Raw genomic sequence first — 26,306 nt, 5'->3', positions numbered from 1 at the left:
GAAATGGTCACCACCGCGTTGATGAGGTTCGCCACGGTCCTTTGGATGAGCCTGTTACCCCTGATCGCGGTGGCCCTCGAAGAGCCTCACGCTTTGCGGCTGTTGGGGCACTCACATATCGAAACCCCGCAAGTGACGCTGGACGAGGCCGACTGGCGTTGGCTGCGTGAGCGGCGCTCATTACTGATGGGCGTCTCGGCGCCCGATTACGTACCTTTTGACTTGACTAACAACAACGACGAGCTCGAAGGTATCACGGCCGATTTTGCCGCATTGGTCGGCCAGGCCCTGCATATCTCCATCGAGGTTCGGCGTTACGACACACGCGATGAAGTGATCGAGGCCCTGAAGCAGGGAGCGGTGGATTTCCTCGGTTCCGCCAATGGCTATGAAGCGGCCGATCCGCAACTGCTGTTGTCTCGCTCTTATGCCAACGATCAACCGACCCTGGTGACCCGCAGCGGTGACAGCCAAGTGTTGAATGATGACCTGGCCGGCAAGCGCGTGGCGATGCTGTATCACTATATGCAGCCCGACGCCGTACGGGCGTTTTACCCCCAGGCCCAGCTGGAACTGTTTGCCTCGACCTTCGAAGCCATTGGTGCCGTGGCGTTTGGTCGTGCCGACGTCTACCTGGGGGATGCCATCAGTAGCAACTACCTGATCAATCGCAACCACCTCAACAATGTACGCATGGCGGATTTTTCCGGCCTGGAAGTCAATCCGTTTGCGTTTGCCGTCACCCGGGAAAATACGCGTTTACTGCCCATCCTCAATGCTGCGCTGGAGGCGATTCCCGCCAGCGAGCAGATGGAAATTCTACGCCGCTGGAGCGGGGGTAACCTGGGCATAATCGGCGTTGACCGGCTGCACTTGAGCGCCAGTGAACAACGCTGGGTGCAGAAAAATCCACGGGTCAGGGTCGCGGTGCTCAATGATTTCCTTCCCTTATCGTTTATCGGCGATCAAGGCCAATTTGAAGGGCTGAGTGCCGAAGTGCTGTCGCGCATCAGCTTGCGTACCGGCTTGAAGTTCGATGTGGTGCCAGGCAGTTCGTTGCCGCGCCAGATCAACATTGTCAGCGCGGGCACGGCGGACATGCTGGCGGTCGTCACGCCTAGCGTGGAGCGGGCTGATAAAGTGCGCTTTACCCGGCCCTACTTGACCAACCCCTTTGTGCTGGTTACCCGCGACGGTCCGCACAGCCCGCTCACGCTGGAGGACATGGTCGGCAAACGCCTGGCCATGGTGGTTGGCAATGGGCTGCACGATGAGATAGCGCAGAATTTTCCAGGCGTGATCTTTGTCGACGTGGAGACCCCCCAGCAAGCCATGGCGCTGGTGTCCAATGGTGACGCCGATGGCGCGGTCAACTCATTGATCAGCGCACGCTATCTGATCAACCGGTATTACCGCGACCGCTTGCGTGTCACCAGTACGGTCGGCACCGAGCCTGCACGCGTGACCTTTGGGGTCAACCGCAGTCAACTGGAGTTGTATTCGATCCTCGACAAGGCACTGCTGAGTATCACCCCGCAGGAAATGGACGAGTTGATTGGCCAGTGGCGCAGCGAGGTCATCATCGAGGACAGTTACTGGTTGCGCTATCGCAACGTGATTCTTCAAGGCTTTGGGTTGGCGGCGCTGTTGTTGGCCGTCACGCTGGGCTGGGCCATTTACCTGCGCAGCCTGATTCGCAAGCGCCTGCAGGCCGAGCGGGCGCTGAGCGATCAGATGCGGTTCATGAGTGTATTGATTGACGGCACGCCGCACCCGATTTACGTGCGTGATCGCCAAGGGAGGCTGATGGCCTGCAATAACGCCTACCTCGACGTGTTTGGCTACAAGCTTGAAGACGTAATCGGCAGGACGGTGGTGGAAACCGACGTCGAAAACCCGCCACAGGCCCAGTCGTTTCATGAGGATTACCTGCGCTTGATGGCTGGGGGCGAGCCGCAGATTCATGATCGAATACTCAAGGTGCCCAACGGCGATGTGCTGACCATTTACCAGTGGATGCTGCCGTACCGCGACGGCGACGACAAGGTGGTGGGTATGATTGCCGGTTGGGTCGACGTGAGCGAGCGGCACCGGTTGCTCGGCCAGCTACAGGAAGCCAAGGACGATGCCGACGCCGCCAATCGCGCCAAGACTACCTTTCTGGCGACCATGAGCCACGAGATCCGCACGCCCATGAATGCCGTGATCGGCATGATTGAGCTGGCGTTGAAAAATGCCGAACAGGGGCGGGTCGACCGCGACGCCCTGGAGGTGGCCTCGGTGGCTTCGCGGGGGATGCTGGAGTTGATCGGCGATATTCTCGATATCGCGCGGATCGAGTCCGGGCACTTGTCGCTGACCCTGGAGCCCGCCAACCTGCATGAGCTGTTGGCGTCGGTCGCACGGGTGTTCGAGGGGCTGGCCCGAGCCAAGGGGTTGGCGCTGCAGGTTGAATTGGACCCGCTGATTGACCAGGCAGTGCTGGTCGACCCGCTGCGATTCAAGCAAGTGGTGTCGAACCTGCTGAGCAATGCCATCAAGTTCACTCCCCATGGGCAGGTCAGCCTGGTTGCACGGGCGGTGGTCGAGGGCGATCGCTTGGCCGTGCAATTATGGGTGCAAGACACCGGCATTGGAATTAGCGTCGCCGACCAGCAGCGGCTGTTCAGCGTGTTTATCCAGGGCAGCAACAATCAGCAGTCGGCACGCAGCGGGTCTGGGCTGGGGTTGGTGATCAGCCGCAGCTTGTGCGAAATGATGGGCGGCCAATTGCACTTGAGTAGTGTGCTGGGGCATGGCACTCGGGTGGACGTGACGTTGGCCCTGGCCTGACCGCCACGCTGCCGGCCCCGATTGAGCCTGTGCAAGAGGCGGCGCCTGAGGGCCGTGCGCTGAGCATTCTGGTGGTGGACGACTACCCGGCCAATCGCTTGCTGCTGGCTCGACAGTTGAGCTTTCTGGGCCACCGTATCGTCACGGCCGAAGACGGTGTGCAAGGGCTGGAGCAGTGGCGAGCGGGGCAGTTCGATGGCGTCATTACCGATTGCAACATGCCCTTCAAGAACGGCTATCAGCTGGCACAGGACATTCGCGCGCAAGAGCGTGAACAGGGTCTTGAACCCTGCCTGTTGCTGGGGTTCACCGCCAACGCCCAGCCGGAGGAAGCTGAGCGCTGTCGGCAGGCGGGCATGGATGGGTGCCTGTTCAAGCCAACCGGGCTTGACGACTTGCAGTCGGCGCTGGCCTCGCGTTTGGCAGACGCAGGCCCGCAGCCTGTTCCGACATTCGACTTGAGCACACTCGTCGCGCTGACCGGCGATGATCACGCAGCGCTTGTCGGATTGTTGGCGCCGTTGCTTAAAAGCCTGGGGGAGGACCGTGCCTTGCTGCCACGCCTGGCAAGCCAGGCAGATTTTGCCAAGCTGCACGACCTGGCCCACCGTGCCAAGGGCGGCGCGCGAATGGTCAAGGCATACCTATTGATCAGTGGGTGTGAAGCATTGGAGGCCGCATGTGAACAGCGCGACCGTCAGGCATTGGGGCCCGCGGTTGACGGCGTGAACGAAGCGCTTGATGTTTTGCATCGTGGCTTGAAAGCTTATTGCAATCAGCCCTGACTGCGGTTGATCGCCATTCGGGAAATTTGGGAAAACTCTTACACAAACCGGGAACATGCCTGATTTTGTCGTCGGCATATGTCTGGAGAATGGGCTGCGCTCACTGCCGAGCACTGCCTGCCCAGGGGTTTGCCATGCCGAACAAAGCACTGACCATCCTGATTGCCGATGAACAGCATCTGCAACGCTTGTACATCGAGAAAATGCTCAACCAGTTGGGTTATTACCGGATCGTGCCGGTGCAAACATTCGAAGAGGTGCGGATTCTCACTGCCATTCCTGCCGAACCCTTCGACGTGCTGATAATCAATGCGGGGCTGATGGCCCAAGCCCATGAGCCTCTGCCCCAGGTGCGTCATGTACTCGTCTACGAGCATCTGGACCTGGGCGCCCCTTGCGGTGTAACGCCGGCTGTGCGAGTGCGATTGCCGGGTGTGCCGGACCACGTCAACCTCGAACACTTCATGGACATCGTCGACCCCTGCGAGACCGCCCACGGCCTGCGGGTGTTGCCGTGGCTTCGAGAGCTGTCCCGCATGCCGGTGGCCCGGGCCTAGTCCACAGCCATTGTTTGTAGGAGCTCGCTCGCGAAAAACTCGCAGGCGCTGCGTTTATTCAGGAAGCACGCGTTATCGTTGATGTTTTTTGCGAGCAAGCTCGCTCCTGCACGAAGGCGATTCAAGGGTGCATCGTGTTTACCGTATGCCACGAAATCTACGGGCCAGTTCAATCTTCGCAGAAGCAGGCAAGAGAAGGCATCGAGCACACGCCACTACCGGCCCATGCCCGCCCACTGCAGGAGTTTGCCAAACAGAAATTCCAGGCCGATCTAATGTTTTTCACCGATCAGTCGGCTTTGCCGTGTTCCCGCAAACGCTCGGCGGCACTGCGTAACAACTGCTCGGTCCCGTCCCAACCCAGGCAACCATCGGTCACCGAAACGCCGTATTTCATCGACGCGCTCAGCGGCTGGCAGCCTTCGAACAGGTGACTCTCAAGCATCATGCCGACCAGCGAGGTATCACCTTGCAAACGCTGCTCCAGCACGTCATTGAATACCGCCGGTTGGCGCAGCGGGTTCTTGCCGCTGTTGGCATGGCTGCAATCGACCATGATTCGTGGCGCTACTTTGGACTTGGCCAGGTCATGCTTTACGTCGGCCACGCTTTGCGCATCGTAGTTGGGCCCACGATGGCCGCCGCGCAGCACCAAATGAGTGTCGGGGTTGCCGGGCGTCTGGATGATCGCCGGGTGGCCCTGGCTGTCGACGCCGAAATGACGATGCGGGTGAGAGGCTGAGCGCATTGCATCGCAGGCAATGGCGACGCCACCGTCGGTGCCGTTTTTGAAGCCCACGGGCATGCCCAGGCCGCTGGCCATTTCGCGGTGAATCTGCGATTCGGTCGTGCGTGCGCCAATGGCGACCCAAGTGAGCAGGTCATCGAAGTAGCCGGCGGCCATGGGTTGCAGCAACTCGGTGGCCACCGGCAGGCCCAGGCGCAGCATTTCACGCATCAATTGGCGGGACAGGGTCAGGCCGGCGGCCATGTCATCGCTGCCGTCCAAGTGCGGATCGTAGGCCAAGCCTTTCCAGCCCACAGTGGTGCGCGGTTTCTCGACGTAGGCACGGATCACCAGCAGCATCTGGTCGCTGACTTCAAGCGCAAGCTTCTTCAGATTGCGCGCGTATTCCATGGCCGATTCCGGGTCGTGGATCGAGCACGGGCCGACAATCACCAGCAAGCGTGAATCTTCGCCATTGAGGATGGCGCGCACGGCTTGGCGATGGGCGTGGACTTGTTCGTTGAGGAACGGGCTGAGCGGGAGTTGGTGCTTGAGTTCAAGAGCGCTGGGCAAACGCTGGGTCAGGGCTTCATTGGCGCTGTTGAGGGCAGAGACGGGCAAAGCGGCGACGGAGGAGTTCATATTCAAGGCTTCCTGGGCAAGCGGCGGGCGATTCCCGCACGCTTGGCCTACTGGGGTGTTCGACAATTGGCCGTATCGGCTACGTGTGTTGGCTTGCCACCACGGGGTGACCGGTCGGAGGCGGCAGGCTGTCCCGAACGGAGCTGGCTAAATCGCCATGCAGTGCAAGTGTCGTAGCGGTAATAGGTGGCGTAGTTCATGGTGTGATTCCTTTAAGTGAGCGTGAAAAACAAATTGTCAGGCGCTGAAAAAACAAAACCCCCGGTCGGGGAGCCGACCGGGGGTTTAGATTTCTCTGGTAGGCGACCCCTTGAGTAGTGGGCGCCGATTTCAGGTATCAGGCGCGCCAGTGGCTAAACCAATACCCAAAATAAAAGCCGGCCAGTGCGCTCGAACCATTCACACGGGTAGCCGACACCGAGCGCAAGGCGCTGGCAGCAGGGCAAACCTGAGTGTGGGTGAGTGGCAACATGGGGCTCTCCAAATGATGGGGGGAGCTTACTAGAGGCGTGCGGGTGGATTCAATCAGTAATTTCTATCGCGTGGCAGTACTTACCGCTATGGGCATAGGTATCTACACAACGTTGCTGCGACGCTGTACCTGTGGCGAGGGAGCCTGCTCCCGTGACGGCCTGACAGCCGGCGCTGATCTGGCTGAGGCACCGCGATCCAAATGTGGGAGCTGGCTTGCCTGCGAAGACGGCCGGACCGTCAACACAGTTGGACCGTGTACATATCCATTCCTGCGGTAACGGCGATACCTATGCCGCTATGGGGCAAGTGTGGATATGCTGACGGCTCTCAAACAATGATTGCCAGGACGCGACCATGACTGCCTTGACCCTTGCTGCGGCGCAAACCGTTTCCATCCCGGGCGATATCGCTGCCAATATCCAGCGGCACCTGGCGTTGATGCGGGCCGCGGCTGAACAGGGTGTGCAATGCCTGGTGTTTCCAGAACTGTCACTGACAGGCTACGAGCCGTTCCTGGCGGCCGATTTGGCCATCGACCCGCAAGACGCCGTGTTGACGCCGTTGCGTGAACTGGCGCGGGAGCTGCAGTTGACGGCCGTGGTGGGCATGCCGGTGCGCTTGGCGCCAAAAACAGGTGTGCTGATCGGCGCGCTGGTGCTTGAGGCGGACGGTTCAGTAGGCGTCTACACCAAGCAGCATCTGCACCCCGGCGAAGAGCTGGCATTTGCTGCGGGGCAGGGCGGCGAGCCTCTGGAATTGGCAGAGGAGCGCATCGCGCTGGCGGTGTGTGCGGACTTTTCCCAGGCCAGCCATCCACGCCAAGCGGCGGCAGCGGGCGCCACAGTGTATGCCGCAAGCGTACTGATCAGCGAGGCAGGCTACGCGGCGGACAGTGCTTTGCTTGAAGGCTATGCGGCCGAGCATGGCCTGTTGGTACTGATGGCTAACCATGGTGGCCCATCCGGAGGCTGGGCTTGTGCGGGCCGCAGTGCGATCTGGACCGCCGATGGCAACTTGCTTGTTGCCGCCCCCGGTGTCGGCGACGCGTTGGTGATCGCCCGTCGCGACGGCGGGCAGTGGACCGGCCAAGTGGTCGCCCTCTGAATGAGGTTTCATTTGCGCCGGGCCATCGAGCAGGACCTGCCGTTTGCCCGCACCCTGACCCAGCAGGCCATGAGCCATTACTACCGTCAGAACGGCTTGTTGTGGTCCAACGACGGCTTCGACGTGGCCTGGGCGGGCCGCGAGAACTGGCTGATCTGCAACGATGACGTCGTCATGGGCTTTATCAGCCTGAGCCGCGATGGCAAGGCCTTGTATATCCGCGAGCTGCACCTGCTGGAATGCTGGCGCAAGCAGGGCGCGGGCACATGGGTGCTGGAGCAAATGGCGCTCAAGGCACGCGTCGAAGGCCTGGGCTTTCTACGTTTGACGGTGTTCAAGACCAACCCGGCAAGAAGGCTGTATCAGCGCTTGGGGTTGAGCATTGTCGGTGAAGAGGATGGCTTCTGGCGGATGGAGCGTGAGTGTCGCGCACTCACATCGGACTAAAACATGCACGTCCTACAAATAAGCGCATACTGCTGTCAGTTAGTGCTTTGTTCGTCGTGGGATTGAGCTCTTGGCTCATCCACGATAACGCCCTCTTTCATGCCCAGAAGTACCGCCACTTTATGGGCTTCTCCACGCCGTCCCTTTTTGCGCCCGGAGAGCACTTGATACGTGGTTGCCGGGTCTACGCCATGCTCCCGGGCGAACGCTTGAACTGACTTTCCTTGATGTTCCAGCCAGGCCTTGGCTTGTGCAGCAGTACGGATTCCGGGCATAGTTCAAAACCGTTCAAGTTTGTTTAACGAAGTGATGGTGTGACACCTCTTGGGGTGTGCCAATTTAGGATCATACATCCAAATGAGTGGAATCGGTTCGCGCTTAAGGCAAGAAAGAGAGCGACTTGGCCTGTCGCAGAAAGTTTTTGGAGAAATTGGAGGCGTTGAAGCGAACGCCCAAGGCAAATATGAAAGCGGTGGTCGCGCACCCAAGGCCGACTATTTGTCTCGCGTCGCCGAAAAAGGTGTGGATATCCTGTACGTGTTGACCGGCAGCCCAACGCCGATCCAGCTGGATAACCTGAGCAAGATCGAAGAGAAAGTGCTGGGCAATTACCGAGCGATGTTCAAGGAAGACCAGGACGCAATCCGTCGCTTGACCAGTACCTTGGCTGAGCATTCATCCGTGGTGAACGGAAAAGCCAAGTCGCCCCCCCAGGAATCCTGACCTTTAGCCCAGGAAACAGGGCTGTTCGCCAGCCGGCGAACAGCCGCAGCACGTTTAATCTCTATATATATGACACTTGCAACTAGGTCTGCGCCTTGGTTTTTTGCTAAGGTGTTCAGCAACCTATAAGACCATATCGCGAGGTGTCTGCTTGATTAGGGTGCTAGTAGTCGATGACCATGATCTCGTTCGTACAGGCATTACACGAATGCTGGCTGACATCGACGGCCTGCAAGTAGTCGGCCAGGCGGAGTCGGGGGAGGAATCCCTGATCAAGGCCCGGGAGTTGAAGCCCGATGTGGTACTGATGGACGTCAAGATGCCTGGGATTGGCGGTCTTGGTGCCACGACCAAGTTATTGCGCAGCCATCCGGACATCAAGGTCGTGGTGGTCACGGTGTGCGAGGAAGACCCGTTTCCCACCCGTTTACTGCAAGCCGGTGCCGCCGGCTACCTCACCAAGGGCGCGGGCCTGGCCGAGATGGTGCAAGCCATTCGCCTGGTATTTGCCGGCCAGCGTTACATCAGCCCGCAGATTGCCCAGCAATTGGCGATCAAGTCGTTCCAGCCCACCAGCGATTCGCCATTTGATGCGCTGTCGGAGCGGGAAATCCAGATCGCCCTGATGATCGTCGGTTGCCAGAAGGTGCAGACCATCTCTGACAAGCTGTGCCTGTCGCCCAAGACCGTCAATACCTACCGTTATCGTATCTTCGAGAAGCTTGCCATCAGCAGTGATGTTGAATTGACCCTGCTCGCAGTGCGCCACGGCATGGTGGACGCCAGCGCCTGACATGACCACACCGTTTGATCCGAGTGCCTTTCTCTCCACCTGCAGTGGCCGCCCCGGCGTGTACCGCATGTTCGACAGCGAGGCGCGCCTGCTTTACGTGGGCAAAGCCAAGAACCTGAAGAACCGTCTGGCGAGCTACTTTCGCAAGACCGGCCTTGCGCCGAAAACCGCCGCCCTGGTGGCGCGTATCGCCCAGGTCGAAACCACCATCACCGCCAATGAAACCGAGGCGCTGCTGCTTGAGCAGACGCTGATCAAGGAATGGCGGCCGCCTTACAACATCCTGTTGCGTGATGATAAATCCTACCCTTACGTGTTTTTATCCGACGGCAACTTTCCCCGCCTGAGCATTCACCGCGGGGCAAAGAAGCAAAAGGGCAAGTACTTCGGGCCTTACCCCAGCGCCGGGGCGATTCGTGAAAGCCTGAGCCTGCTGCAAAAAACCTTTTTTGTGCGTCAGTGCGAAGACAGCTTCTACAAGAACCGCACCCGGCCGTGCCTGCAATACCAGATCAAGCGCTGCAAGGCGCCCTGCGTGGGGCTGGTGGAACCTTCGGAGTACGCCGAGGATGTGCGCCATTCGGTGATGTTCCTCGAAGGGCGCAGCAACGCACTCACCGATGAGTTGTCCGGGGCCATGGAGCAGGCCGCCAGCACCCTGGATTTCGAAAAGGCCGCCGAACTGCGCGACCAGATCTCCCTGCTGCGCCGTGTCCAGGACCAGCAAAGCATGGAAGGCGGCACCGGTGACGTCGACGTGATCGCCGCGTTCGTCAACCCGGGCGGCGCCTGTGTGCACCTGATCAGCGTGCGTGGCGGGCGGGTGCTGGGCAGCAAGAACTTTTTCCCGCAGACCGGTATCGACGAAGACGTGGCAGAGGTCATGGCCGCGTTCCTTGGCCAGTACTACGTCAGCAGCCCTGAGCGCGACCTGCCGTCTGAACTGATCGTCAACGTGGTGCACGAAGACTTCCCCACCTTGATCGAGGCCATCCACGAGCTGCGCGGCCGCGAGCTGGCCATCAGCCACCGCGTACGCGGCACCCGTGCCCGCTGGCAGCAACTGGCAGTCACCAACGCCGAACAGGCGCTGGGTGCACGCCTGGCCAATCGACAGCACGTCGCTGCACGCTTCGACGCCCTGGCCGAGGTCCTCAACCTGGACGAGCCGCCCCAGCGCCTGGAGTGCTACGACATCAGCCACTCCAGCGGTGAGGCCACCGTGGCCTCCTGCGTGGTATTCGGGCCGGAAGGGCCGATCAAGGCCGACTACCGGCGCTACAACATCGAAGGCGTTACCGCAGGGGATGACTACGCCGCCATGCACCAGGCGCTCACGCGGCGATTCAGCAAGTTGAAGGACGGGGAGGGCAAGTTGCCCGATATCCTGCTGGTAGACGGGGGCAAGGGCCAGTTATCCATGGCCCGTGACGTGCTCAACGAACTGGCGGTGCCCGACCTGATCCTGCTCGGTGTGGCCAAGGGCACCACGCGCAAGGCCGGTTTCGAGACGTTGTACTTGAATGATGCCGCCCATGAGTTCACGTTGAAAGGCGACTCACCCGCACTGCATCTGATTCAACAAATCCGCGACGAAGCCCACCGTTTCGCCATTACCGGCCACCGCGCCCGCCGTGGCAAAACCCGGCGAACTTCAACCCTGGAAGGGGTGGCAGGGGTTGGCCCGACGCGGCGTCGCGACTTGCTTAAACATTTTGGTGGCTTGCAGGAGCTCTCCCGTGCCAGCATTGACGAGATAGCCAAAGCACCCGGTATCAGTAAAAAGCTCGCTGAATTGATTTATGCCAATCTGCACAGCGAATAGAATGCCTTCTCACCTCGTAGCCAGTTGTGCCGATGAATATCCCTAATCTGATCACCGTTCTACGCGTCCTGCTTATCCCGATTTTCATTTTGTTGTTCTATTTGCCGTATGAATGGAGCTACGTCGCGTCCAGTTCGGTATTTGCCTTCGCAGCCGCCACCGACTGGCTCGACGGCTACCTGGCCCGCCGCCTGGAACAGAGCACGCCCTTCGGCGCGTTCCTCGACCCCGTGGCCGACAAACTCATGGTGGCCGTCGCCCTGGTCCTGCTGGTACAGGAACACGGCAACCTGTGGCTGACCCTGCCGGCCGCCGTCATCATCGGCCGCGAGATCGTCGTCTCGGCCCTGCGCGAATGGATGGCCGAAATCGGCGCCCGCGCCCACGTGGCCGTCTCCAACATGGGCAAATGGAAAACCGCCGCGCAAATGCTCGCGCTGGTGATCCTGCTGGCCAACCCGTCGGACTTCTCGTTCTGGGTCCTCACGGGCTACGCCTTGCTGCTGGTCGCGGCCGGCCTGACCCTGTGGTCCATGCTGCAATATCTGCGTGCGGCCTGGCCCCATCTGCGAACCACCGTTGAAAAGAAATAAAACTTTTTTGAATCAAGGGGTTGACGGGTGCTGAGGATTCTATAGAATGCGCATCACCAAGCGGGAATAGCTCAGTTGGTAGAGCACGACCTTGCCAAGGTCGGGGTCGCGAGTTCGAGTCTCGTTTCCCGCTCCAAGCATTAATGAAAAAGCCACTCTAACGAGTGGCTTTTTTTTGCCTGTGTGATTTACGGAATGGACGCTTAGGCGTCTTTTTTTGTTTGTGCGCACAACCGTAGGGCGCGCGCTCAAATTCGTATTGTTACTAGATCCGCTCAGTTCGCCTGGGTCGCCAGGCGAACTACTGTTCGCTCAACTTCCCGACGCGCCTCGACGCTTGGGGAGGGCGTCACTTCTGGCACCGATAATCCTAAGTGACGGTGGTTTCCAGGCAGTGGAATTGCCCCATCGTGCGGCACACGGATTTTTGTGCGCCTGCGCGCTCAGCGCGCGCGTAGTTCCAAAATTGGCAACGCCCCGTGGCAATCGCCAACCCTTGGGATGCCCGGATTTGGCCGTACTCAAACGGCGTATGGACGTAGAAGAGTTGCACAAGCCCGTCGGACGGGTTGCCGCCGGTGGCCCCCCAATATTTCGGCGTTGCGCAGCCTGCAATGAGCGGTAGGGCGATGGCGACGATGACGGATTTCGTTGTCGAGGGCGGTCCTTCAAGAGTAAAACATGACGTTTGTAGGAGGTGTTTCCACTAGCCTGTCTCAACGTCGGTTGCCTAAGGCGGCCCAAACTTGGCCGACTGGCAGCCACTGGACAGCAGCAATTCGCCTTCATCGGCCTCAAACCCGACGACCTTCCTGTCCTGGTCGACGGTGATGGAAAGGATGCAGCGATTCGGGTTATTGACGGTTGCCCAATAGTTGGTGTGCACCATCACATTGCCCTGCCTTTCCGCGCTTTGTGCCACCACCTCATTGCTGTTGTAAGACGTGTCGCGGTACCACTGCATCACCACATGCTGGTCGTCCGCGGTGCGATCCATTTTTTGGGGTGGACCAAAGAAATTGATGGCGTCCTGCGCCGGGCGGCCTTTCCATTGGCTGCGCGCGTACATTTCCGGGACGGTGTCAAAACTGACGCAGCCGGTCTGCAGCAGCGCGAGGGCCAAGGCCAATGCACCTGTGTATTTCATGTTGATCACTCATTATTCAAGCGTGCCGGTTGACGCCGGAGGTCATTTTTTCTCAGGTGCGCCCAAGAGGAAGTTGAGGTCGCGCATCACGTCCTCGGTGCTGCTCTTCTTGGACTCAATGCGGATCGGCTGATTACCCGGCAACTGATTGAAGAGGCCTTGCTGCGTGATCGCCACCAGTTGAGCGTTATCGATGGAGCCGACGCCCATCGGCATCATGGCGTTGGACTTGCGTTTGCCCGGTGCGCAGGCGAAGTCATAGCCACGCTCCAGCCAGCTCTTGGGCACCGGCACCCAACGTTTAGGCGCCGGCAGCACCGTGGTCGCCCCGGCGCGCAGGTAGGCGGTGGCAGAGTTCACCCTGAGCTGTCGCTCCGGGCATTGCAGCTCCAGCGCGTAGCTCACGTAGTTGGGGCTGTTGGGGCTTTCGAATACCTGCACGACCGTCAGCTGTGTGTTTTGCGGGTGTTGTTGTGTGGCTTTTACCGACTGTGCATCGGCGAAGAACAGGTCTCTGTTGGGCGTGTCGCCGGTGCCAAAGATCATCCACCAGTCGGTGGCCACTGCGGGGGCTGCGCTTAGCGATAAGAGGGCGAAGGTCGAACCTGCGAGCAGGCGCTTTCGCAAACCGAGGGGGATGTTGTTGTACATGGTCAATCGACTCCTGTCGTGGACGCGGGGAGGGCTAGAGCTCAACGAAATGAGCGAGCGGGCACATCCTAGGCAGCGTCGCCCGTGCCATTCAATAATGTGGGCGCAATCAGGACGCGTCCTGCGAACCCATGCGCTGGGTCTGTAGGAGGTGTCTTTCAATAGCGTTGTGCGTGACTTATCCAAGCATTGAAAACGCCCCAGAAATTGAATGGGTGTCTAAGTGTTGGGGGCGCCCTTCACCCTCGGCAGCCGACTGCGCGCACTCTTATGCCTCAAACGGCCATCTATCGAATGCTGAGCGCTGACGCAGGTTTAGCGTGCTGAGCATGAACACCATCTTTGCCGGCAACGCCGCCATGTGGCGCGCCCGGCACGCCGACGCCGTTCCCATAGGCCGGTGCGCGCGATGCCCGCACCGGCTGTCAGGGTTACTTCGTGCAGGTCAGGCGCGAGTACTTCGGCGGCTCAAGCAGGATGCCTGGAGTCATGACCGCCGAGCAGTTGAACACGCGGCCCTTGGCGGTCGTGGCGTTGAAGTTCAGTTCAGCGCCGCCCAGGAAGTCCTCCTTGCTCTTGGTGACCGGGCCCATGGTCAGCTCATCCGTAGAGGCCAAGCCAATCGCCTCTGCGGTGACTTTGTGTATCTGCAGTACGTTGGGGTTGGTGGTGCAGCCCGCCAGCAGGCTGGCCAGTGCAAGCAGGAGGAGGGCGGTTGAGGTCTTGGTCATCGTTGAGGCTCCTTGCGAGTGGCGGCGGCAGAAAAATTGCGCGCGTGCCGCCTGTGGGAATCATGAGGGAACAGGGATTTGCCCTACGGCGGCGGAGTCTAGGAGCGCGTAAAAGACCCCCACAATCACTTGGAGGAAATCGAGACGGAGGCTACGGTGGAGCGTGTTGGAGCTGACGGAAATCGAGCGGGAGAGGGTCAGGCCACCGAGGGAAAATCGAGGCTGAAGGGTGACGAAGGTGGGCATGGGGATATGCAGATCCTCCACGGCGATGGGGCTTTCGCAGGCATGCTCTAGCTGGGTAGAAAAGTCCATCGCGAGGGTGTTAGTGACAGGCTGCCGGCTAGATGTCCAACCCGCAGGTACTTCCATCGTTCGCTGACCCATGACGGCATCACTTTTTATGGGGGAGGGTGTTCGCCTCGCTGGTTTCCCTGACCGTAAACATTAGGCAGCGCACCGCTTCACGATCCTGTTCCGACAAGCAACGGTAGTAGTGGACCAGGCGCTCTTCTTCTCGATTGAGTTGTCGGGACCGCAGGGCTGTACTGACGGCGGTACGCAATGAGGGAAAAAATGAGGTATTTAGCATGATCCAAGTTCTTCATGAGGTGAATGGAGACGTGGGCTTCTTGCCCAGAACAACTGAATACATAACGTTTATTTTAGAAAAGGGCTTGTCGTTTTTCGTGACTGTTGGGTATTTCAGATGGGGCCGTCGGAAGTGTTTGGAGAAAGTGTAGGAGCGATCTTTCAAAGGCGGTGGAAAACACGCGATAGGGGGACGCTACCGCGGATCGGGTCCTATGCGGTGCCTGAGAGGTCCCAGTGCTGGCTTTCGATCAGGTAGTCACGAGCGGTTTCATTAAATGATTCAGAGGCACAGACCGTCGAGTACGTGCGCTCAGCGTCAAGTAACAATGGGCTGCCTCACCTTGCGACTTAACCCCGGTGTCTTGCCCGTAACACGTTTGAACGCGCGACTGAAAGCGGCCTGGGATGTATAGCCCAAGCGTTGTGCTACCTCTTCGATCGGCAGCCTTTCGAGGGTCAGCCACTGGCTTGCGAGCCGCATTCGCAGTTCGGTGACATAGCGCAGCGGCGTCATGCCAATCGTCACCTGGAAGCGATCCGCGAAGGCTGAGCGCGAGGTATTGCATTGCTCTGCCAACTGCGCAACGGTCCAGTCGCGGCCCGGTTGTTGATGGATCGCGAGCAGTGCACTGGCCAAGCGTGGATCGCGCAAGGCGGCGACCAGGCCAGAGGCATTACCGCAAGCGCACTCTACCCAGCCGCGAACGACCATGGCGGCCACCACGTCGGCCAACCGCGCGAGGATACCGGCGAAGCCCACACGTGCGGCGCTGACCTCGCGCTCCATGGTGGTCAGGATAGGCACCAGTCCAGGGTAGCGCTGGCCGTCGGCATCAATCAACATCAGGCCCGGCATCAGTTTGCCGAGGCCATGGATGCTGCCCAGTTCAAACTCCATACAACCACTGAACAAAATGGTGCTCGGCGTTGGGCTGGCATCAGTTCCGGTGTGCACCGCGCTCACGGTGTCACCGAGGGGGACGCCGTCTAGGCGGTCGATGTCCTGAACGGGTACGTCCGCATGGGAATACAGTTGATGGGCCGCGCCGTGGGAGATGAACACGGCGTTGCCGGCAGACAGCGCGTAGGTGGTGCCGTCCTCCATTCGCAGTACCGCATTGCCGACGGCCATGAAATGGAACCAGGCATGCCCAGGTTTTTCAGCGAAGCCCAAACCGAAACTCGGACTCGTTTGTATACGCCGGTATTCGACGCCACGCAGGCGCATACCGCGCAACAGTTCGTTGATGAGATCCGAGGAAAGAGCAAACTGTTCTGCAGACATTGTTCAGGTGTTTTAGTCAAAAATGAGAGATTTTGGATCATAGATCATCCAGATTCGCGCGCCTAGACTGCGGGTCGCAATGATGATTGGGAGATCCCTGTAATGACTGACTGTGTGTGTAATGCCGTATCCAACCGCCATCCCGACGCCTTCTCGGATGCAGAGCCTGCGGCCCCCGCGTGGATGGCCGTCTTCTCGCTGGCAATGGGGGTGTTCGGATTACTGACTGCGGAGTACCTTCCGGCCAGTTTGTTAACACTGATGGCGACTGATTTGGGCGTGTCCGAAGCGCTGGCTGGCCAGGCGGTAACGGTGACAGCAGTGGTAGCGTTGTTCGCCGGTTTGTTGGTGCCAGGCCTGACCCGCGGCATCGACCGACGTTGGGTGTTGTTGGGGTTTTCCACGTTGATGGTTGCCTCCAATCTGTTGGTCGCCGTTTCCTCCAGCTTCGCGGTGCTGTTGTTGATGCGCATCTTGCTGGGGATTGCCCTTGGCGGGTTCTGGAGCATGGCTGCGGCGGTGGCGATGCGCTTGGTGCCGAGTGCGCTGTTGCCTCGGGCGCTTTCGATTATTTTCAGTGGGATTGCCGTCGGGACGGTCGTTGCAGTGCCGCTGGGCAGCTATCTGGGCGGGCTGTACGGCTGGCGCAGTGCGTTCTTTGCAGCGGCGGCGGTCGGCATGGTGACCCTGGCGTTTCAGTCATTGACTTTGCCACGCCTTGCGCCGCGCCGGCCGGCACGTCTGCGCACGGTTTTCGACGTGTTGCAGCGCCCGGGCATCGCCATGGGGATGTTCGGTTGTGTGCTGGTGCATAGCGGCCACTTCGCGATGTTCACCTATGTTCGGCCATTCCTTGAAGGCACTACCGGCATCGGCCCGCAAGGGCTGTCGCTGATGTTGCTGGGGTTCGGTGTGGCGAACTTCTTCGGCACGCTGTTGGCTGGCAGGCTGCTGGAGCACCGCCCGCTGGCCACTCTGGTGTTAATGCCTGCGCTGGTCGGGGTTGCAGCACTGGCGTTGGTGCTGTTGCCACCCTCGTTGCCGGGGCAGGCGGTACTGCTGGCAATCTGGGGCTTGGCCTTTGGCGGTGTGCCGGTGGCGTGGTCGAACTGGGTCGCCAGCGCGGTACCTGACCAGGCGGAAAGCGCCGGGGGTATGGTGGTGGCCTCTGTGCAGTCCGCCATCGCCATGGGCGCCGCCGCTGGCGGTGCAGTGTTCAGCCTCGGTGGCAGCGCGGGCGTATTTATAGCGGCGGCGGTGCTGATGTTGCTGGCTGCGTTGCTGATTGCGCTGCGTGTACGGGTGCCTTCTGTCCATGTCGTCAATGCTGGGAGGGCTAGCGCTCAATAAAATGAGCACTATTGAATTTCTAGGTAACCCTTGACAGGCCCCCGTGACCCGCACTCAATCGACCCCGGCCATCCGAATCGAGGCCATCTGGCACGTCATCTGAAAAGGGACCAAGGGCATGGGCGTTTTCGATTACAAGGGCATGAAGGGCGACCCCGCCAAGGCGCTGCTGAGCAACGCCTTGGCTTTATCCGAGTACGCGTATGACTCCACCGGCCAACCCCTGGCAACCGGTGGCTGGGCGCCTATCGGTGCGCAGGCCCTGGGCGTGACGCAGCATGTGGACAAGCATGGCACCTTCTGGGGCGAGACAGCCTTGGCCCCTTCGGCCAACGTCGAGATTCTGGGGCAGTACGATGGGCTTGGCAGGCTGATCGCCATGGGGATTGCCTTTCGTGGCACGTCCTTTGGCTTGACCTGGGATGGCGCGGGCGACGTGGCCAGCGACCTGGCGGCCGCAGCACTGCCTGGATACGCCGCCAATTACGCCAAGTTCGCCTTCAGCGCCTTGCTCGAAAACGTCGCTCGTTACGCCGCGAGCCAGGGCTTGAGCGGTAAGGATATCCTGGTCACCGGCCATAGCCTCGGCGCACTGGGCGCCAACAGCCTGGCGACCTTGAGCCACGATCACTGGGGCGGCTTTTATCGGGATGCCAACTACGTAACCTTTGCCTCACCCGCTCAACGCTCGGGTGATACCCCGGTGTTGAATATTGGCTATGAAAATGACCCGGTGTTCAAAGCCATTGATGGCAAAGGCATCAATACCTCGGCACTCTTCTGGGGCAACGACCGGGGCTGGGATGCGGCCGCCAACAACCTCGTCAGTTTTACCGATAATTACGCGTCGTTCTCGGCACATTTACCTAATAGTCTGAATTGGGGCGTGGCCAAGGCTCACTCCCTGGACGGTTACATCCAAGGTTTGGGACGTATCGCGTCCTCCGAGTTCTACGACCTGACCAGCAAGGATTCGACCATCGTGGTCTCCAGCCTGACCGAGGCTGCGCGTGAAACAACCTGGGTACAAGACCTGAATCGTTACGCTGAAAAACACACTGGCAATACCTTCATCCTCGGCACCGAGGGCAACGACCTGCTCAAGGGCGGTGTCGGCAACGACTTCCTGGAAGGCGGCGCCGGCCATGATCGTTTTCGCGATGATGGCGGCTACAACATCCTGCTGGGCGGGCAGGGCGATAACGTCTTCGAACTGCACAAGCCACTGGCCAGCTTCGGCTTTGCCAACGATGGCGATGGCACGCTCTACATCAACGACGCCTATGGCGGCATCAGTATGACCCGCGATATCGGCGCATTGGTGAGCCAAGAGCAGTCCTACATCATGTGGAATTCAATCCCCTGGGGCACCCACGACGTCACCTATAACGTAACCGGCCAAGGCCTGCTGGCCGGCACAGCCTTGACGCCTTACACGGCCTCTGCCAACGGCGATGCGCAGGACAATGTCCTCACCGCTCATGCTGCGGGGGAATGGTTGTTCGGTCTGGGCGGCGACGATCATTTGATCGGTGGGCAGGGTAGTAATGTTTTCGTCGGCGGGGCAGGCAATGACCTGATGGTGTCGGGCGGGGGCAGCAACACTTTCCTGTTCAACGGCCTCTTTGGCAATGATCGGGTCGAGGGCTACCAGGCCAGCGATAAGCTGGTGTTCATGGGGATTCCTGACCTGGGCCAGCAATACGATTACCGTTCCCATGTCTCGATGTTCGAGGACAATGCGCTGTTGTCCTTTGGCGACAACTCGGTGACGTTGGTTGGCGTGAACATGACTCAACTCAATGGTGCAGGCATTTATATTTCCTGAATACCCACACAATGGGCTGTTGAACCTGTGGCGAGTGAGCTTGCTCCCGTGACGGCCCCTCAGCCGACACATACCTACCTGACGCCCCACGGACCAAAATGTGGGAGCTGGCTTGCCTGCGATGGCGGCTGTCAGACCGCCACGGGAGCAGCGGATATCTACCGCGGGTTTGTCATCGAGCTCAAACCCGCTACCTCATAGCCTCCGTTACTTGAGCGTAACGTCGAGCATCGGCGGGATGTAACCGTAGTCATACTCGGCGACCACGAACGTTTGCTGCCCTTTGATCTTGATGCCCACCGTCGGTGCTTCGGTGCCGCCGATACGGATCTGCGTGCCGGTGTCGTCGGTCGGTACGCTGTCGATGAAGGAGGTCACCAGGCCGTTGGGCATGACGCAGTGCGAGTAGGTCTGAAACGGTTGGGAGGACGGGTTGCCCAGTACCAGGCCAGAGCCGTTCAACGGCACATACGGGCCGAACAGCGAATCGGCGACGAAGCCGTATACCCCGTCCGGGCCGGTTACGCCGTCGGCGTAGGTGAAGGTGTGGCTGATGGTGAACAGGTAGTACTTGCCGTCCTGGAACACGAAGTGAGGGCGTTCGGTCTGGTCGTTGACGCCGACCGCGGTCAGCAGCGGTGGCAGCATTTCCCAGTCGTCACCGTCTTCGTCGCGGGCCACGGCGATCCCGACGCAGGCGGTCTGGAAGCGCGAGTTGCCGACCTCTTCATAGCCGGGTGGCACGTCGCCGATTTCGGCGTTACCGACCTTGTGCGAGCCGCGTTCGCCGGCCACGTTGCCTTCGAACAGCATGTACAGCTTGCCGTCTTTCGGGTCGCGAAACGGCCATGGATCGCGAAAGCCCCAGAAGGCGTTTTGCGCTTCGGTCTGGTACATCTTGCCGTCCGCCTCGAACAGCGGCTTGACCTTTTCGAAGCCCACCAGGCTGACGCCATGCTCGGTGGTCACCACGCGGCCACGCACCTTGACGATGGTCGCGCCGGGCGTGACGGCGGTGTAGTACAGGTCCACTTCGCCTTGTTCGTTCAGCAGGATCGGTGTGCCAGCCCATTCGCGCACGGTGGGTGAAACCCCTTCAGCCATCACTCGGCCGCCGAGCTTCCAGTCTTTGCCAGTGCGAGAAAACCAGTAGTACATCTTTGCCCGGCCATGGCGATCGTTCCAGTCGCGGATGACGTCGTAGTTGCCATTCTGATCGAGGTATTGCGGGTCGTTCGGGTGGCGATCCGCAGTGAGGGTGAAGATCACCGACCAGCCGTCAACGGAGGTGATGCTGCCGTCGATATCACGCAGCGGCATGGTGTCCCAGATAAAAACCTCGTCACTCAATACCGGGAAGTTCGCACTGACCAGTGGCTGGGTGGTGGTGGGGTCGTCCGCACGCACTTTAAGCGCATCGGCTCGGGTCCACAGGCTGGGTTGATGGGGTGTTTTTCCAAATTTCGAAGGGGTGTTTTTCATAGGAAGCCTCGTCCATGTAGGGATTCAAGTCACTGTATTTATATACAGTGATTCGAATTTAAAAGACTCGGATCTGTGGGTCAAGGATAAAAATGCATTTATGCATTTTTTGAGTTTTTCATTCAGCTGATACGTTTCACCTTGTCCCGTTTACAGAAGTTATTCCATTGGCGTGGCGCAGTGATGGCCATGAGCGAGAGGGTGGTTAGTTCAAGCCACGCATGAACTGGTCACTGATCAGGTCAGCCAGCATCCGCACGGGTTCGGTAAGGCTTTGGCGAGAACGGTGTATGAGTCCGATATCCCGGTGAAAGGTGTGTATGCCCAGATCGAGTGCTCGAACACCCATAGGCCACTCCGGATCTCTGCACGTTTGCGGCACCAATGCGACGCCTACGCCCTTTTTGACTAATTGAAGGATGGCCTCCAGCTCATCCAGTTCGCACACCTCATGCAGCGTGAAATGCATCTGTCGCACAAAACGATCAACCTGCCTGCCGCCGAACGATGAGCGGTCATAGCGAATGAAAGGATGGCTGGACAGCAGCGCCGACCAGTCTTCACCGGGCACTTCGCATGGGACGATCAGCCGGTAGGGCTCCTGCGCCAGCGTCGTCCAGTGCAGGTCACTCTGGAGCGAGAAGGGCGGGCGAATGATGGTGGCCATGTCGATCTCGCCAGCGTCGACGAGGTTGACCAATTCCATCGACAGCCCTGGAATGACTCGCGTGCGACATTGCGGGCATTGCTGGTGAAACCTGGCCAGCGATTCGGGCAAATATGAGCGCTGCACCGACGCGATAGCGCCGATAGTCACCCGCTCGTGGGTGGGTTGTCCCATTGTCGAGGAGCCCAGGTTGTCGTAAAGATTGAGCAATTCCTGAGCTTGCAAGAGTACCTGGTGGCCCATTCTATTGAGATGCGCAGAGCGTCCTTTTCTGTCGAAAATTTCAACGCCCAGTTCAGCTTCGAGGCGCTGGATTTGCGCGCTCACAGCGGCCTGGGTCAGGCCGATTCTGTTGCCGGCAGCGGCAAAAGTGCCTTCCCGCGCAACAGCGATGAGTGTCTTGAGTTCTTTGATCATTCATAAATATTAATTGTGTTTCTAAGAAATATATATTGATTTTTATGTTGGGTTTTCCGTCCTACGATGTTTTCCATTCCCGGCAACGGCTGAGCCAAGCGAGGCAATGACGGGGGAATGTTCGCCAAACCCACAAAAAAAGCACTGGAGATCTGATGAGCCTCTCGCCATTCCACCTCGCAATACCTGTTTACGACCTGGCTTCAACACGGACCTTCTACGGTGAGGTTTTTGGTTTAGAAGAAGGGCGGTCCAGCACTCAATGGGTCGATTTCAATTTCTATGGTCATCAACTGGTGATTCACGAGCATCCCAAAACCGCCTCTCAAGAAAGTGTTCATAGCAATCCGGTCGATGGTCATGATGTTCCTGTTCCGCACTTCGGCATCATTCTGGGTTGGGAGCAATGGGAAGCGCTGGCCGAGCGACTGAAGTCGTTTGGTACCGAATTTGTGATCGAACCGTACATTCGTTTCAAAGGTCAGGTTGGCGAGCAAGCCACCATGTTCCTGTTTGATCCTTGCGGCAATGCTCTTGAATTCAAGGCGTTCAAGGATATGGGCCAGCTCTTCGCGAAATAAGAACACCCATGGCACAGCTGAGCTGTGCCATGGGGGCTCACGTGAGCTGCAAGCTCATGACTCTAGCAACTGCTGATAACGCAGACCTTTCATACCAACAAGAAGGCTAGACATGAAACGTATTCCCTTGGTGTGGCAAATCGTTGCCGGGCTGTTGCTTGGCGTGCTTGTCGGTTGGTACTTCAATACCCATCCGCTCTATCAGGCATGGGTCAGCGTGCAGGTTCTGAAACCGCTTGGTGACATCTTTATCAAGATGATGAAGATGGTCGTTGTGCCAATCGTGTTCTGCTGCATGATTCTGGGCATTGCCGGTGGCCCAGACAGCAAGTCATTTGGCCGCATGGGTGTGCGCTCGCTCGGTTATTTCTTTGCGATTACCGCGCTGGCCGTCGTCATAGGCTTGTGTTTCGCAAATCTCTTCGAACCGGGAACAGGTACCGATATTTCCGGTGTTTCGCACGGTGCCGCATCCATCACGCTGGAGCCGCCCAAAGGAGCGCTGGTAATAGTGCAGAACATCGTCCCCGATAACGTATTGGCTGCGATGTCGGAGGGGAAGTTGCTGTCGGTGTTGTTTTTTGCCGTGCTGTTCGGCCTGGCATTGAACGCCTTGCCGAAAGAGAAAAACGCACCGGTCATCGCACTGCTTCAAAGTGTTTGCGATGCGATGTTCAAGGTTGTCTCCATGGTTATGGCTTATGCGCCTGTGGGTGTGTTCGGCATGATCGGCGCGACCGTGGCGACGTTTGGTTTCGCTTCCTTGTTGCCATTGCTCAAGTTGATTGGTGTCGTGTACCTGGCGCTGATTGTTTTTGCGTTGGTGGTACTTGGCGGTATTTGTTACTTGATAGGCGAAAACATTTTCAAGTTGATCGGGTACTTGCGCGATGAGTTGATGCTCGCCTTCTCAAGTGCCGCCTCAGCCGCAGTGATGCCGCAGTTGATGACAAAGATGGAAAGTTACGGCGTGCCGCGTCGGATCGTCAGCTTCGTGGTGCCGGTGGGGTATGCGTTCAACCTCGATGGTGCGTCGATTTTTCTTGGGGTGGCGACGATCTTTGTCGCGCAACTCCATGGCATCGACCTGTCGTTATCCCAGCAGATCCTGTTGGTGGTGACCATGGTGCTGACTTCCAAGGGCGCAGCAGGGGTGCCAGGTTTCGCCATCATCATCTTGTCAGCGACATTGGCCTCAGCAGGTCTTCCACTGGAAGGCGTCGCGTTGATCGCTGGCATTTTCAGGATCATCGACAGTGGTACCACTACGTTGAACGTGTTGGGCAATGCCATTGCGCCGTTAGTCATCGCCAAGTGGGAAAAGGTCGAGCTCAGACCTTCAACGGATTATCCAGCCGCACGGGTCTAGTCGTTTGCAGGAGCAACGATAGGCGAGAACGCAGGAGGTCATTCGTCAGGTATTGCTAATGTTTTGTAGACGACCGGTCTAGTTTTGGATAGGCTCTCGTCATTATGAAAAAATCTAATCTGGACATGCGACAGCATATCATCGATGTAGCGAAGACACTGATGACCCACAAGGGCTATACCGCTGTCGGTCTTATGGAAGTATTGACGACGGCGGGCGTGCCCAAGGGCTCGTTTTATCACTACTTCCGCTCCAAGGAGGAGTTCGGCCAGGCACTACTGGAAGAGTATTTCCAAGAGTATATCGGTCGGGTAGACATCGTCATGGCAGCGCAAGGGACTGGCGCCGAGCGGCTGATTGGCTACCTGAGTTACTGGGCGAAGACACAGGCGTTCGATCATCCCGAGGAGAAATGCCTGGTGGTGAAACTCGGCGCAGAAGTGTGTGACCTCTCGGAGGACATGCGCAGCGTACTTGAAGAGGGCACCGCACTGATTATCCAGAGGATCACCCGGTGTGTTGAACAGGGGATGGCCGATGGCTCCATCACGTCGACCCAGAACGCCGAGACATTGGCTGAATCGTTGTATCAACTGTGGCTTGGGGCTTCACTGTTAGTGAAGGTGCGAAACACAACGGCTGCTTTCGAAACAGCGCTGAACACGAGTAAGCGCCTGCTGGCATAGGGGCGTTTTTTTTTACCACTTTACTAGACGACCGGTCTAATTTATCGAGAGGCTTTATGACCGATATCACCACGGATACCGACCTTTTTTCTCCCATGCATCTGGGGGCGCTGCAATTGGCTAACCGGATAGTCATGGCGCCCGTCACACGTAGCCGGATGGCCGACGACGGTGTGCCAAATGAAATGCACGCCACTTACTACGCTCAACGTGCCAGTGCCGGCTTGATCATTGCCGAAGCGACGAACATTTCTGCCCAAGGACGTGGCTATGCCATGACTCCGGGAATCTGGTCGCAAGAACAGGTGGCCGGCTGGAAAAAGGTCACCGACGCAGTGCACGCGGCGGGCGGCAAAATTGTCAGTCAGTTGTGGCACGTGGGACGTTTTTCCAGTGTCGAGTTGCAACCCAACGGCGAAGCGCCGGTAGCGCCTTCGGCGATCAAGGCTGAAGGTAGCACCTACACCGAAAATGGCTTTGTCGAGGTGTCGACGCCTCGTGCGCTGCAAACCTCGGAGATCCCAGGGATCATCGAGCAATACAAGCGGGCCGCCGAGAACGCCAAGCGAGCCGGTTTTGATGGCGTAGAAGTGCATTCGGCCAACAGCTATCTGCTCGATCAATTCCTGCGTGATTCCACTAACAAACGCACCGATCAATACGGTGGCTCCATTGAGAACCGGGTGCGACTGACCTTGGAAGTCACCGAAGCCGTGGTTTCGATATGGGGTAACGACCGTGTCGGTATTCGCCTTTCACCGGTGACCCCTGATGCCGGTAATACGCCTCCTGACAGCAATGTCATGGCGACTTATGGCTACCTGATCCAGCAGCTCAATCAATTGAACCTGGCGTACCTGCATTTTGTTGAGGGCGCCACGGCGACCTCCCGCACCGTGCCCGAAGGCGTGGACCTGGATGCACTGAGTACCCAGTTTGAAGGGCCATTCATAGGCAATAACAACTATGACCTGGCGATGGCAATCGAACGCCGGGCGCAGGGCCGGATCGATGCGGTTGCATTTGGTCGCTTGTTCATTTCCAACCCCGACCTCGTCGAGCGTCTGCGTCGCGGTATTGAGCTGACCATCGCTCCACGCGAGAGTTACTACGGCGGGGGTGCAAAAGGTTACATCGATTGGCCAACCGCTGACGCCTCACTAGCAAGGTCCCGCGCTAATTAAGGCGCAGGCGTCGCAATAGCAGTCATTGCAAAAAGGTATTGAACATGAATTACCTGCAAAACAAGGTAGTCATCGTCACGGGCGCATCCTCAGGCATCGGCGCGGCAACCACCCGGGCGCTGGTAGCGCAAGGTGCGCGTGTGGTTGCCGCCGCCCTTGATGAAGAGGCGTTGGAGTCTTTCGTCGCTGACCTGCGCGAGGCCGCAAGTGAGGTGGTCGCGTTTACTACTGATGTGACTCAACCGGATCAAACCCAGGCACTTGCCAGGTTTGCCCGTGAAACATACGGCGCCATCGACATTCTGGTGAACAACGCTGGCCTGATGCTTTTTTCCCGTTGGGTTGATCTGGCCGTGCAGGATTGGGAAAAGATGATCGATGTGAACATCAAGGGTTACCTCAACATGACGGCTGCAGTATTGCCGTTCATGTTGGAACAGAAGTCCGGGCAGATTCTCAATATGGACTCTGTTGCAGGGCATCAGGTAGGGCCGTCTGCGGGTGTCTACAGTGCGACCAAGTTTTTCGTCCAGGCCATGACCGAGTCCATGCGCAAAGAACTTGGCGTGCAGCACGGTATTCGCGTTAACACGATCAGCCCTGGCGTCATCAATACAGGGTGGGCGGACAAGGTCAGTGATCCGCAGGGGCGCAAGGCTGCCCAGGCGCTGAACCGGATTGCTATTGGGCCTGACGATGTCGCCCGTGCAGTGATTTACGCGCTCAACCAGCCGGAAAACGTCACCGTCAATGACTTGATCATCTCGCCGACGCGCCAGGATTGGTAGCGGGCGGCGGTCATTGACTCATTCAGCAAGACCCCTCGGCTATG

General features: G+C 58.7%; 23 protein-coding genes, 1 tRNA gene and 1 pseudogene. 16 read left to right on the top strand and 9 right to left on the bottom strand.

Annotated elements, in window-relative coordinates:
• The first annotated feature begins 3 nt into the window (after positions 1 to 3).
• Positions 4 to 3,617 (top strand): annotated as a pseudogene (locus MHH62_RS06045) (transporter substrate-binding domain-containing protein).
• A 134-nt stretch (positions 3,618 to 3,751) separates the two neighbouring features.
• Positions 3,752 to 4,174 carry a hypothetical protein gene (locus tag MHH62_RS06040; RefSeq protein WP_014717994.1) on the top strand — a complete coding sequence of 141 codons (423 nt, stop codon included), beginning with the start codon at positions 3,752 to 3,754 and terminating at the stop codon, positions 4,172 to 4,174.
• A gap of 289 nt (positions 4,175 to 4,463) precedes the next feature.
• On the opposite strand, the gene MHH62_RS06035 is transcribed toward MHH62_RS06040, so the two are convergent.
• Complete coding sequence (locus MHH62_RS06035) at positions 4,464 to 5,543, bottom strand: 3-deoxy-7-phosphoheptulonate synthase (protein WP_032903478.1); 1,080 nt, start codon at positions 5,541 to 5,543, stop codon at positions 4,464 to 4,466.
• 828 nt (positions 5,544 to 6,371) lie between these two features.
• On the opposite strand from MHH62_RS06035, the gene MHH62_RS06030 reads away from it, so the two are divergent.
• Together MHH62_RS06030 and MHH62_RS06025 are read left to right on the top strand one after the other, a co-directional pair.
• Positions 6,372 to 7,121 (top strand): carbon-nitrogen hydrolase family protein, encoded by a 750-nt coding sequence (locus tag MHH62_RS06030; RefSeq protein ID WP_339232678.1) that lies wholly within the window; start codon positions 6,372 to 6,374, stop codon positions 7,119 to 7,121.
• A complete protein-coding gene (locus MHH62_RS06025) occupies positions 7,122 to 7,568 on the top strand; it encodes a GNAT family N-acetyltransferase (protein ID WP_019821445.1) in 447 nt (148 codons plus the stop codon).
• A 35-nt stretch (positions 7,569 to 7,603) separates the two neighbouring features.
• Here the strand turns inward: MHH62_RS06025 and MHH62_RS06020 are convergent, their stop codons facing one another.
• Complete coding sequence (locus MHH62_RS06020) at positions 7,604 to 7,843, bottom strand: DNA-binding protein (protein WP_003190382.1); 240 nt, start codon at positions 7,841 to 7,843, stop codon at positions 7,604 to 7,606.
• A gap of 82 nt (positions 7,844 to 7,925) precedes the next feature.
• On the opposite strand from MHH62_RS06020, the gene MHH62_RS06015 reads away from it, so the two are divergent.
• From MHH62_RS06015 to MHH62_RS05995, 5 genes are all read left to right on the top strand, one after another.
• Complete coding sequence (locus MHH62_RS06015) at positions 7,926 to 8,291, top strand: helix-turn-helix transcriptional regulator (protein WP_003190384.1); 366 nt, start codon at positions 7,926 to 7,928, stop codon at positions 8,289 to 8,291.
• A 151-nt stretch (positions 8,292 to 8,442) separates the two neighbouring features.
• Entirely contained in the window at positions 8,443 to 9,084 is a 642-nt protein-coding gene (gene uvrY, locus MHH62_RS06010) for a UvrY/SirA/GacA family response regulator transcription factor (RefSeq protein ID WP_003190387.1), read from the top strand.
• A gap of 1 nt (position 9,085) precedes the next feature.
• Positions 9,086 to 10,909 (top strand): excinuclease ABC subunit UvrC, encoded by a 1,824-nt coding sequence (gene uvrC / locus MHH62_RS06005; RefSeq protein WP_034127084.1) that lies wholly within the window; start codon positions 9,086 to 9,088, stop codon positions 10,907 to 10,909.
• Between the two features lie 32 nt (positions 10,910 to 10,941).
• Complete coding sequence (gene pgsA, locus MHH62_RS06000; RefSeq protein ID WP_003190391.1) at positions 10,942 to 11,502, top strand: CDP-diacylglycerol--glycerol-3-phosphate 3-phosphatidyltransferase; 561 nt, start codon at positions 10,942 to 10,944, stop codon at positions 11,500 to 11,502.
• 60 nt (positions 11,503 to 11,562) lie between these two features.
• Positions 11,563 to 11,638 (top strand) — tRNA-Gly (locus tag MHH62_RS05995).
• A gap of 234 nt (positions 11,639 to 11,872) precedes the next feature.
• On the opposite strand, the gene MHH62_RS05990 is transcribed toward MHH62_RS05995, so the two are convergent.
• The 5 genes from MHH62_RS05990 to MHH62_RS05970 all read right to left on the bottom strand — a co-directional run bounded on the left by MHH62_RS05990 (position 11,873) and on the right by MHH62_RS05970 (position 15,910).
• The gene (locus tag MHH62_RS05990) at positions 11,873 to 12,118 is read right to left on the bottom strand and encodes a YecR-like lipofamily protein (RefSeq protein WP_258035785.1); all 246 of its coding nucleotides are present in this window, start codon (positions 12,116 to 12,118) and stop codon (positions 11,873 to 11,875) included.
• 114 nt (positions 12,119 to 12,232) lie between these two features.
• Positions 12,233 to 12,649, bottom strand: a complete 417-nt coding sequence (locus tag MHH62_RS05985) for a hypothetical protein (RefSeq protein WP_103451814.1) — start codon at positions 12,647 to 12,649, stop codon at positions 12,233 to 12,235.
• Between the two features lie 42 nt (positions 12,650 to 12,691).
• Entirely contained in the window at positions 12,692 to 13,300 is a 609-nt protein-coding gene (locus MHH62_RS05980) for a hypothetical protein (protein ID WP_014718000.1), read from the bottom strand.
• Positions 13,301 to 13,731: 431 nt separating this feature from the next.
• Positions 13,732 to 14,031 carry a hypothetical protein gene (locus tag MHH62_RS05975; RefSeq protein WP_339232673.1) on the bottom strand — a complete coding sequence of 100 codons (300 nt, stop codon included), beginning with the start codon at positions 14,029 to 14,031 and terminating at the stop codon, positions 13,732 to 13,734.
• 910 nt (positions 14,032 to 14,941) lie between these two features.
• Complete coding sequence (locus MHH62_RS05970) at positions 14,942 to 15,910, bottom strand: AraC family transcriptional regulator (protein ID WP_339232670.1); 969 nt, start codon at positions 15,908 to 15,910, stop codon at positions 14,942 to 14,944.
• A 102-nt stretch (positions 15,911 to 16,012) separates the two neighbouring features.
• On the opposite strand from MHH62_RS05970, the gene MHH62_RS05965 reads away from it, so the two are divergent.
• Together MHH62_RS05965 and MHH62_RS05960 are read left to right on the top strand one after the other, a co-directional pair.
• The gene (locus tag MHH62_RS05965; RefSeq protein ID WP_032903484.1) at positions 16,013 to 17,260 is read left to right on the top strand and encodes an MFS transporter; all 1,248 of its coding nucleotides are present in this window, start codon (positions 16,013 to 16,015) and stop codon (positions 17,258 to 17,260) included.
• Between the two features lie 118 nt (positions 17,261 to 17,378).
• A complete protein-coding gene (locus MHH62_RS05960; RefSeq protein WP_339232666.1) occupies positions 17,379 to 19,088 on the top strand; it encodes a polyurethanase in 1,710 nt (569 codons plus the stop codon).
• Between the two features lie 207 nt (positions 19,089 to 19,295).
• Here the strand turns inward: MHH62_RS05960 and MHH62_RS05955 are convergent, their stop codons facing one another.
• Both MHH62_RS05955 and MHH62_RS05950 read right to left on the bottom strand, forming a co-directional pair.
• On the bottom strand, positions 19,296 to 20,570 hold the full coding sequence (locus MHH62_RS05955) for a glycoside hydrolase family 68 protein (protein WP_339232664.1): 1,275 nt from the start codon (positions 20,568 to 20,570) through the stop codon (positions 19,296 to 19,298).
• Between the two features lie 205 nt (positions 20,571 to 20,775).
• Positions 20,776 to 21,654, bottom strand: a complete 879-nt coding sequence (locus MHH62_RS05950; RefSeq protein WP_014718006.1) for a LysR family transcriptional regulator — start codon at positions 21,652 to 21,654, stop codon at positions 20,776 to 20,778.
• A 155-nt stretch (positions 21,655 to 21,809) separates the two neighbouring features.
• Between MHH62_RS05950 and MHH62_RS05945 the strand changes: the two genes are divergently transcribed.
• From MHH62_RS05945 to MHH62_RS05925, 5 genes are all read left to right on the top strand, one after another.
• A complete protein-coding gene (locus MHH62_RS05945; RefSeq protein ID WP_014718007.1) occupies positions 21,810 to 22,235 on the top strand; it encodes a VOC family protein in 426 nt (141 codons plus the stop codon).
• 112 nt (positions 22,236 to 22,347) lie between these two features.
• Entirely contained in the window at positions 22,348 to 23,604 is a 1,257-nt protein-coding gene (locus MHH62_RS05940) for a cation:dicarboxylase symporter family transporter (protein ID WP_339232662.1), read from the top strand.
• Positions 23,605 to 23,708: 104 nt separating this feature from the next.
• Complete coding sequence (locus MHH62_RS05935; protein ID WP_020303201.1) at positions 23,709 to 24,290, top strand: TetR/AcrR family transcriptional regulator; 582 nt, start codon at positions 23,709 to 23,711, stop codon at positions 24,288 to 24,290.
• 56 nt (positions 24,291 to 24,346) lie between these two features.
• A complete protein-coding gene (locus MHH62_RS05930) occupies positions 24,347 to 25,474 on the top strand; it encodes an alkene reductase (protein WP_339232660.1) in 1,128 nt (375 codons plus the stop codon).
• Between the two features lie 44 nt (positions 25,475 to 25,518).
• Positions 25,519 to 26,262 carry an SDR family oxidoreductase gene (locus MHH62_RS05925; protein WP_032892370.1) on the top strand — a complete coding sequence of 248 codons (744 nt, stop codon included), beginning with the start codon at positions 25,519 to 25,521 and terminating at the stop codon, positions 26,260 to 26,262.
• Positions 26,263 to 26,306: the final 44 nt, after the last annotated feature.

Origin of the sequence: Pseudomonas sp. FSL L8-0168 (assembly GCF_037976155.1) — a bacterium.
Classification (GTDB): domain Bacteria; phylum Pseudomonadota; class Gammaproteobacteria; order Pseudomonadales; family Pseudomonadaceae; genus Aquipseudomonas; species Aquipseudomonas paracarnis.
Note: the sequence above shows the minus strand (reverse complement) of the source record. Positions and strands in the feature narration are given on the sequence as shown.